This window comes from Okeania sp. SIO2F4 (assembly GCF_010672385.1).
Taxonomy (GTDB): domain Bacteria; phylum Cyanobacteriota; class Cyanobacteriia; order Cyanobacteriales; family Microcoleaceae; genus Trichodesmium.
Map to the genome: position 1 here is coordinate 1 of NZ_JAAHGT010000404.1, position 8,354 is coordinate 8,354.

9 protein-coding genes are annotated in these 8,354 nt (G+C 34.8%); 2 read left to right on the forward strand and 7 right to left on the reverse strand.

What is annotated here, in order from left to right; translation table 11 throughout:
* Positions 1 to 105: 105 nt before the first annotated feature.
* The 7 genes from F6K22_RS22995 to F6K22_RS23025 all read right to left on the reverse strand — a co-directional run bounded on the left by F6K22_RS22995 (position 106) and on the right by F6K22_RS23025 (position 6,805).
* A complete protein-coding gene (locus F6K22_RS22995) occupies positions 106 to 333 on the reverse strand; it encodes a YiaA/YiaB family inner membrane protein (RefSeq protein WP_363274205.1) in 228 nt (75 codons plus the stop codon).
* Positions 334 to 495: 162 nt separating this feature from the next.
* On the reverse strand, positions 496 to 780 hold the full coding sequence (locus F6K22_RS23000; protein ID WP_293103195.1) for a YiaA/YiaB family inner membrane protein: 285 nt from the start codon (positions 778 to 780) through the stop codon (positions 496 to 498).
* 542 nt (positions 781 to 1,322) lie between these two features.
* Positions 1,323 to 2,423, reverse strand: coding sequence for a hypothetical protein (locus F6K22_RS23005; protein WP_293103198.1), 1,101 nt, complete (start codon positions 2,421 to 2,423; stop codon positions 1,323 to 1,325).
* A 376-nt stretch (positions 2,424 to 2,799) separates the two neighbouring features.
* Entirely contained in the window at positions 2,800 to 3,795 is a 996-nt protein-coding gene (locus tag F6K22_RS23010) for a hypothetical protein (RefSeq protein ID WP_293103201.1), read from the reverse strand.
* 1,112 nt (positions 3,796 to 4,907) lie between these two features.
* The gene (locus tag F6K22_RS23015; protein WP_293103204.1) at positions 4,908 to 5,129 is read right to left on the reverse strand and encodes a hypothetical protein; all 222 of its coding nucleotides are present in this window, start codon (positions 5,127 to 5,129) and stop codon (positions 4,908 to 4,910) included.
* Positions 5,130 to 5,371: 242 nt separating this feature from the next.
* On the reverse strand, positions 5,372 to 6,082 hold the full coding sequence (locus tag F6K22_RS23020) for a hypothetical protein (protein WP_293103207.1): 711 nt from the start codon (positions 6,080 to 6,082) through the stop codon (positions 5,372 to 5,374).
* A gap of 456 nt (positions 6,083 to 6,538) precedes the next feature.
* Positions 6,539 to 6,805 (reverse strand): hypothetical protein, encoded by a 267-nt coding sequence (locus tag F6K22_RS23025; RefSeq protein WP_094677776.1) that lies wholly within the window; start codon positions 6,803 to 6,805, stop codon positions 6,539 to 6,541.
* A gap of 247 nt (positions 6,806 to 7,052) precedes the next feature.
* On the opposite strand from F6K22_RS23025, the gene F6K22_RS23030 reads away from it, so the two are divergent.
* Both F6K22_RS23030 and F6K22_RS23035 read left to right on the forward strand, forming a co-directional pair.
* Positions 7,053 to 7,394, forward strand: a complete 342-nt coding sequence (locus F6K22_RS23030) for a helix-turn-helix domain-containing protein (RefSeq protein WP_293103213.1) — start codon at positions 7,053 to 7,055, stop codon at positions 7,392 to 7,394.
* On the forward strand, positions 7,391 to 8,074 hold the full coding sequence (locus tag F6K22_RS23035) for an ImmA/IrrE family metallo-endopeptidase (RefSeq protein WP_293103216.1): 684 nt from the start codon (positions 7,391 to 7,393) through the stop codon (positions 8,072 to 8,074). The genes F6K22_RS23030 and F6K22_RS23035 overlap by 4 nt, the downstream gene beginning before the upstream one ends.
* Positions 8,075 to 8,354 lie beyond the last annotated feature (280 nt).

Sequence of the window (8,354 nt, forward strand, 5' to 3'; positions counted from 1 at the left end):
CCTGCTCCTGAAAAAGACTTTTGAGTGCAAACCCTAATTATTATTTGTCTAAAGCATGATAATTTGCCAGTAATTTTTCAACTTTTACTTCATCAAGTCTGGCAGTTATTCTTTCAGACTTTTAGATTCGTAATTATCTCTAATGGTTTTTGCTAGGGTAAAAGCGGAACCTATTGAGAATATTAAACCCATCCCTACAAAACTTTTAATCCAATTATCTACAGGTAGGTAAATAATGCCAGTTGCTGTGCCGACAGTAGCAAGAATAAAGGAAGCCCAAACTTGAAGTATCCATGCAGCAGTATCTTTTTGTTGAACATATTTGTTGGTCATAAAATTAATACCTCAAATCAATATTTTTATCTGGTTAAAACACTACACAAATAGGGCACAAACATTCCAATGTCAATGTTCTGATATTCCCTGTTTTCTGATAACCAAAATTTATTGTCCTAAGCAAAAAACGTAGTGCTATAACTTCTGAATTCAATTATATTACTTGCCTAAAGGATGATGATCTGCAAGTAATTTTTCAACTTTTGCTTCATCAAGTCTGGCAGTTATTCTTTCTGATTCGTGATTATCTCTAATGGTTTTTGCTAGGGTAAAAGCGGAACCTACTGAAAATGTTAAACCCATCCCCATAAAGCTTTTAATCCAAATATCTACAGGTAGATAAATAATGCCGATCACTGTGCCAGAAGTAGCCAGAATGAAGGAAGCCCAAACTTGAAGTATCCATGCAGCAGTATCTTTTTGTTGAACATATTTATTAGTCATAAAATTACTACCTCAAATCAATATTTTTGGCTGATTTATTTTGATTCTAGGTGTATAAATTTATAGGAATGATAGTAGAGTGACAGTTTCTATAGATGCACAGGCGATCGCTACATGAAGTCAGAAGTTAGAAGTCAGAAGTCAGAAGTTATAATTTATCCTTGACTGAGTTTAAGAATCTATAAATGTCCGCGGACTACGCCTATGTAGTGCTATATTTTTAATTTTATAAGACGATACAAAAAAGGTTTGATATTTCCACAGAAAATTTCTAGGTAGACAGTTCAAAAATTGTACTATCTAATTATCTGAATATAATCAAAGTGAATATAATAATACCAAATTTAAAAAAATAATCTTACAAATAATCAGGGGAATTAAAATAACTCTATCGGGTTTCTCTTTCATTAAAAAAGGATATTTAAGCCAATAAATTATATTTAATATTTGGTATTTATTCTTGCTCCTGACTTTTAATAAAGGAAGCGATCGGCAGTCATAAATTTACTGACTGCCGATCGCTGAATATTTTAGATTATAAATTAACTTTTCTTTTGCTGATTCTTTTGTTCTAGAACAATTTCTTTCATGGCTTGAAATGAACGAGAATTTGATGCACCTTCAATCGCTTTCACAGCTAAATCTTGAACCTGGATTAAAGTAGAATCTAATTGTTGAGATAAGTTTTTAATCCGCTGTTCTTGATTTTGAATTGTCTGTTGTAAAGATTGAATTCGTAGTTCATAAAATTGCTTTTCTCCTTCTACTTCTTTTGCCAATAGATCGGATTTAACTTGAGCTTGATAAGTGCCAATATTTCGCCCATTTTCCTTACCATTCTTAATATTAGCTTCTAGTTTTTTTTCAAAGTATTGTACCTTCAATTCTACTTCGGCAAATTCTTTTTCCCGTTCAGAAATAGACTGCTCTCTTTCTGACCAAAGTTTCTCCTGTTGTTGTTTATATTCTTCTAATTCTTGATATAAATTTTTCTTGTTTTGTTCATATTCGTCAATATCTAAATCCCGTTGCAACTGCAAGTCATATTCATAATTTTCAGTATCCCGTTGACGAGTTTTATTTTGCTGTTCATTTCGTTCTTTTATGCTACGTTGATTTTCCTGTTGTTCTTTCTCCCAAGCTTGTTTACCTGACTCTATTTCTTGTTGTAAATTTTCCTGGCGATCGCTAAATTCTGCCTCAAATTCTTTAGCAGTTTGTTCGTACTGTTGAATCAAATTATCTAAAGTATTTTCCTCAATATTTTGTAAATTATGCAAATCGTTTAATTGTTTAATTTCTTCTGCAACTTTTTGTCGAATTTCTTCTAATTTAGTAGCTTCTGAAGTGAGCTTTTCTGATAATTCGCTAATAGCTCCACCAAAACCACTTTGCAGCGCGAGTAAATTTTCAATTGTATATTGCATACTTTGTTTATTCTGAGTTTGGTTTAAGTTCATAAATTTTGCCACTTGTTTTCCTGGTTGTTTTGAGATTGAATCTACAGAGGTTTTAGTAGTAGTTTTGCCTTCCTTACTGAATTGCTTAATTTCTGCTTCTAGAGCAGATTTTTCCTTTTTTAATTCTGCAAAAGCTTCTAAAATTTCAGCTTTGGTATTGTTAGCACTAACTCTTTTAGCCATTTGTTTTTTCTCCTGTTAAATTTGTAAGTAATAAGTAAGCATTCAGCCATCAGTTATTAGCTATCAGCTATCAGCTATTGACGAGAGTAGGAAGTAAAAGCAATTGAGAAATTGATAGAGAATTAAAATTTAGTGCTAAAGCACACTCCTGCTCCTTTAACCTTAGAAATAATTACTCATTATTTGCTGTTAACGTAGTTCCGACCTAGGAGGCTAGCTGACTCCTAATAGCTGAATATTTACAGTAATAAAATCAAAATTTGAACCATTACAGTTCAGATAATTAAACCATCGTTACAAACAAAATGCTTGTAGCACTGAATGCTTACAAATAATAAGTTAATAAGCCATAGCTGACAGCTAATAGCTGACTAATCTATTTAGCTTGAGAACCATTATTAGAACTAGCAAAAGCTCTCATAGCTAGATCTTGAGCTTGCTGTATTGCTGCTTGTAACTGAGTAGAAATATCGCTAATTTGTTCGGTTTTTCGCTGAATTGTTTCCTCCAAAGATTGAATCTTTAACTCATAACCATTCTTCATTCCTTCCCATTCTTTCGCAAACAGATCTGCTTTAACTTTCGCCTCTCGATTTGCTTCTTGAATTGCCTCCTCTTTAGCTTTAACATAAGCCTTTTTTAACTCTTCTTCAAAACCATTAACCTTCTCTCTGTTTTCTTCAAATTCAACTTGATTTTCTGCCAGATAACTTTCTCTTTCTTGCCATTGTTTTTCCTTTTGTTGATCTAAATCTCCTAATTCTCGTTCCATATTTCGTTTCATTTCTTCGTAGTCATCCGTTTCAATTTTACGTTGACGTTCTAACTCATATTGATAGTCAGCAACTTCTTTTTCCCGTTGTTTAATTAACAATTGATTTTCCTCTTCCACCGCTAGTTCAAACTCTTGTTGTTCCTTTTGCCAAGCTTTTCGCTTAGTCGTCATATCTTTTGTCTGATTTTCTTGATATTCGTTAAAATTATGTTCTAGGAATCGTAACTTTTCTTGGTGTTCCTGAGTTAAAATATGCAGTGCATCAGCAACAACACGAATTTTTTGTAACTCTTGTAAATGTTGATTTTCTATTTCAATAGCAAGTTTTAATTCATCAAGTTTTGCCGATTCTTGGTGTAAATTTTCTAATAATTGATTCACAATACCACCAAAATCTAATTGTAAATCGGCCAAACCTTTAACAATACTATCAGTAGTATAAGTAGCAGCAGTTTCTAAGATTTGTTTACCTTTTTCTTTCTCCGCTTCTTCCTCCTTAGTTGCTACTTTTGATGTGATATTTTTGCGAGCAGTTAAAATTTGCTCAAATGATTTCATTACTTGAAATTTATTGTTTTCAGATGTAGTTTGTGTCATTTCAGTTATCAGTTATCAGTTATCAGTTATCAGTTGTCAGTATCTCTAAATTAAGCTTTATGCTTGAAATACTGGAGTTTATTTTCTCTTGGTCGATTGGATATGGTTAGGTAACCCATCCATCCCATCCTAGGTCATGCTCCGCAAATAACCGCTTTTTCATCCCCTATCCAAGAGGAGGTTATTGACCTGATTATTTGGTCAAAATAGCTTCATATTCTTGGGGAGTATTAATTTTTTTCTTAGCTGTTTCTGGAGCTAATGATTTGAGAATTTTCTGGAATTTTTCACAGGGATTACTTTTCCAACAGAAAGAATCATTTACTAACTCTAAAAGAGTCGATTTTCAATGATGATTTTCTGTTAGTAATGCCTGGTAATTCTTGTGAATAGTTTCTCCCCACACTCCTCACCCTTCCCACACTCCCCAGACTTCCCACCCTCCCCACACTTCCCACACTCCCCGTTTCCGAAGTTGGTTTAAAATAACCTCATATTCTTGGGGAGTATTAATTTTTTTCTTAGCTGTTTCTGGAGCTAATGATTTGAGAATTTTCTGGAATTTTTCACAACGATTACCTTTCCCACAGTAACAATCATCTACTAACTCTAAAAGAGTCGATTTTCAATGATAATTTTCTGTTAGTAATCCCTGGTAATTCTTGTGAATAGTTTCTCCCCACCCTCCCCACACTTCCCACACTCCCCGTTTCCGAAGTTGGTTTAAAATAACCTCATATTCTTGGGGAGTATTAATTTTTTTCTTAGCTGTTTCTGGAGCTAATGATTTGAGAATTTTCTGGAATTTTTCACAGCGATTACCTTTCCCACAGTAAGAATCATTTACTAACTCTAAAAGAGTCGATTTTCAATGATAATTTTCTGTTAGTAATCCCTGGTAATTCTTGTGAATAGTTTCTCCCCACCCTCCCCACACTCCCTGCTTAACCTAATTTCCGAAGCTGTGTCAAAATAGCTTCATATTCTTGGGGAGTATTAATTTTTTTCTTAGCTGTTTCTGGAGCTAATGATTTGAGAATTTTCTGGCATTTTTCACAAGGATTACCTTTCCCACAGTAACAATCATCTACTAACTCTAAAAGAGTCGATTTTCAATGATGGTTTTCTGTTAGTAATGCCTGGTAATTCTTGTGAATACATTCAACAACCAAACTAATATGCTGTAAATCTTGACTGAAATTTTCCAAGTCATTAATAGTATCAGCTTGAATTTGATGGTTAACTTCTATTTTTCCTCGCAAATTATCTTCCCACTCTTGCTTTCGTGGTGTTTTTGCACCCTGATGAATGGTGAATTTAGGAATTTTACTCATTTGTGTTTCTTTGAGTTTTTAGATGTTTTTTTATTAGCAGTCAGCTATCAGCTTTTAGCATTCAGCTTTTCCTGGAGTATGTTAACCAAAAATGTTTTGAAAGTAATAACTTACTAAGGTTGACTGAAAACCTTTTTCTTGATAACCTTTAATTCTCTTTATAGGCTAATTTTTCCTTCTAAAATAATGAGTTAGTAACTCATAGCTGATAGCTGATAGCTAATCGCTGAATGCTTAGTAATTTATGAAGATAATGCAGTAACTACAGACTCATTTCCAGATGGTAAAGTTGTATCCTTACTAGCATTTAAACTTAGCACCGAAGCATCAGAATTACTATTAGTATGAGCAGCCATCAAACTCGCAGTTTCATGGGCAGATAAATTATCTAAACAAACCATTTTTCTAGTTCCTTCTAAGTCAATCATTCTTGATAAATTGGTTTCCTCAGAAAGAACTGCTGCTGCTTGATGAATAATTGACCACTCTTTGCGTTCTTGCCAACGCCATTTCAAACTGTAATAATTAATAGGTTTTACTACACCATTCTCATCTGGTTTTTGCCCGCTATGTTTAACAAATTCAGGAATAAAAATTCCTGTTGCTGGTTCAACTCCATTGGCTTGAACTGAAGCAATTAAACGATTAAAATCATTCAATGAACGGCTTTTAATATATGTCACCATTAACACTCCTTGAGGTAATTCTCCTGACTCAGCCACAAACCAAAGTTGACCCCACAAAGTATTAATTGTTTGACCTAAATTGCCAAAAAATTTACTGAATTTGAGGATTGTCATTGATACTTTAGAGCCGTAATCTGTGTCTCCAATTACCCATTGTCCTGATTGACAATTATTACGAACTGCAATAGGAATTTCTGGTACTAATAAAGCTTGTTTTGGTTTCGCTCCAAAAACATCAATTTTGGGTTTCGTATTAGTATTAGACATTTTTTTTTTCCTTTGAGTTTGATTTATTTCCTATTTTTTGTTGTTAATTTAAGTAGCATTCAGCAGTCACCTATCAGCTTTTTAAGGTGCATAATTGAGGATTAAAAACTCTCGCATTTGAGCTATTTGAATGACAAAGATTTGAGATTAATTTTCGAGAAGTCTAATGCTAGTTTGCATAGTCATAGAAGGAAGATAGAGATCAACAACCCCTAGCAAGGGAGCAAGATACTCCCACTATTCAAAACAATTACAATAGACTACGCTGGAAACTTGAAGAAAGAAAAAGTTGTGTGTTCGCGTAAGCGGAACGGAGTTCTATCGCTAATTATCCAGACAAAATATTACTTCTTCCTTCTTCCTTACTAATAAACTTCTCCGATAATCAAATATCGCATCAGTTATCGTGCATAAATAATCAATTCTTTTCCTCTACTCCCTACTCCCTCTTGAGGTCTAATTAATAAGATGTGACAATTTTGCTGGTTCTGGATATTTGTAATCTGTGGTTGCTTCTTCCTGAGCTTTAATAATTCGCAATGCTCCCAGTAAATGCTCTAACATTTCTATGTGAGCGGGAGTAAAGTGAATGCTGAAACCTTCCCCATCCCTTGCATACCCTGGGCAAACAAGAGAGGCAGAACTCTGTTCTTCATGGGTGGCAATATACAACCAATCTTCGTCTTCCAGTTTGTAGTGGGTGTCTGTCCAGGTTCTTAGCATGATGGTATCCTCCAGGTGGACTATACTTGTGAAGACTAAGGGTAAATTTACAATTAGCAAATTCGACCATGACACTATATATAGAGCATGATTTTAATTGACTGAATTTTCAACCTTACCAGTAGTGTGCTTTGATTGATTTTTTTATCAACTAAATTTATTGTAGCGTTTGTTGATTTAGTCGTCAAGGGTTAAGTTGAAATTTTCGTCAAAGTAGTCTAAAATACTGACCAGGAGGTAAAAAGCCGTGGCAAAAAGTTTTGGAAAGCTAATTAGAAAGGCCCGCAAGGACAAAGGATACTCTCAAAGGGAATTGGCCAAGCACCTAGGAGTAGACTTCACCTATTTGTCCAAGCTAGAGAACGATCGCGCAGACTATGCGCCAAAAGAAGAAGTGATTCGCGGATTAGCGAAGAATCTCAATTTGAATCCAGAGGAATTGATTTTCCTTGCTGGTAGAATTCCTCAACAATATGAGGAAATTCTCAAGCAAAACCCAAGAGAGATGCTAGCATTATTCCGACGAGTACAAGAAAATCCTGAGTTTGCTCAAAAAATATCTCAAGCAGCAAGGGAGAATGAAGTATGAGTATCCTTAAACCCTATAGCTTTTATCGCAAAGAGTCGATTGAGCATCGGGCAAATGATATTCTCAGGCAAATGCACAAAACGGCAAATTTTGCTCCCAAATGGCCTTTTGATGCTTCCTTAGTAGCTGATTTTTTAGATTTGGGAGTAGTTTGGGATTATATTCCGCCTGATGAAGAAGGAGCGATCGCCGCTCGAATATTACCAACCGAACGACTTATTGAAATCAATGAGGAAATTTTAGACAAACCTCAAGGGTTTCAAGAATCGACTCTTGCTCACGAAATTGGTCATTGGGTGCTACATATTAATCAAGACGAAGCAGATGGAGTTGTTCAACAATTGGAACTCGATCTCGGTAATTATGGAAAACTAAGAGAGTCAGAAGAACCTTTTGTTTGTAGGGGTGCAGGTAGCAGTAAAATTGACTCCATTGAGTGGCAAGCACAATATTTTGCAGGTTGTTTATTAATGCCGAAATCAATTCTTGAAGAGAAAAGACAAGGCAGGGATTTAACTAAGTGGTCAAACCTTTATAAAATGAAAGATGAGTTAGGGGTGAGTATTTCTAATTTAACTTATCGCTTGCAAGAGTTTGGTTGGATTTCTATTCCTAAAGGTAGTCGCACAATTTATCGGGGGTCTGCTGAAGTTAAGGGTCAAACACAACTGTTTGGATAAGTTTCTAAGTAATTATCAGAGATTTGAGATTTTTGCTAAAGTCTTGAATCTCTTCTACCCTCCCCTTTCAACTATCTCCGATCGGGAACTCCTAAAACCCTTTGATGATAGGGAGATGGGGGGTGGGGAGATGGGGATATGGAGGGAGAAAAGACTCTAATTAAATAGGTTTACTCTCCTGCCTCTATACCATCATTAGCTTCTATTACATTTATTCCTAATCCGATCGGATAGTAGGAGATTATTTTCCTAACAGTAGAGATATCTTCAAAGGGTTTTA

Coding starts and splice junctions, on each gene's coding strand:
- F6K22_RS22995 (WP_363274205.1), bottom strand. CDS start 333: ATGACCAACAAATATGTTCAACAAAAAGATACTGCTGCATGGATACTT.
- F6K22_RS23000 (WP_293103195.1), bottom strand. CDS start 780: ATGACTAATAAATATGTTCAACAAAAAGATACTGCTGCATGGATACTT.
- F6K22_RS23005 (WP_293103198.1), bottom strand. CDS start 2,423: ATGGCTAAAAGAGTTAGTGCTAACAATACCAAAGCTGAAATTTTAGAA.
- F6K22_RS23010 (WP_293103201.1), bottom strand. CDS start 3,795: ATGACACAAACTACATCTGAAAACAATAAATTTCAAGTAATGAAATCA.
- F6K22_RS23015 (WP_293103204.1), bottom strand. CDS start 5,129: ATGAGTAAAATTCCTAAATTCACCATTCATCAGGGTGCAAAAACACCA.
- F6K22_RS23020 (WP_293103207.1), bottom strand. CDS start 6,082: ATGTCTAATACTAATACGAAACCCAAAATTGATGTTTTTGGAGCGAAA.
- F6K22_RS23025 (WP_094677776.1), bottom strand. CDS start 6,805: ATGCTAAGAACCTGGACAGACACCCACTACAAACTGGAAGACGAAGAT.
- F6K22_RS23035 (WP_293103216.1), top strand. CDS start 7,391: ATGAGTATCCTTAAACCCTATAGCTTTTATCGCAAAGAGTCGATTGAG.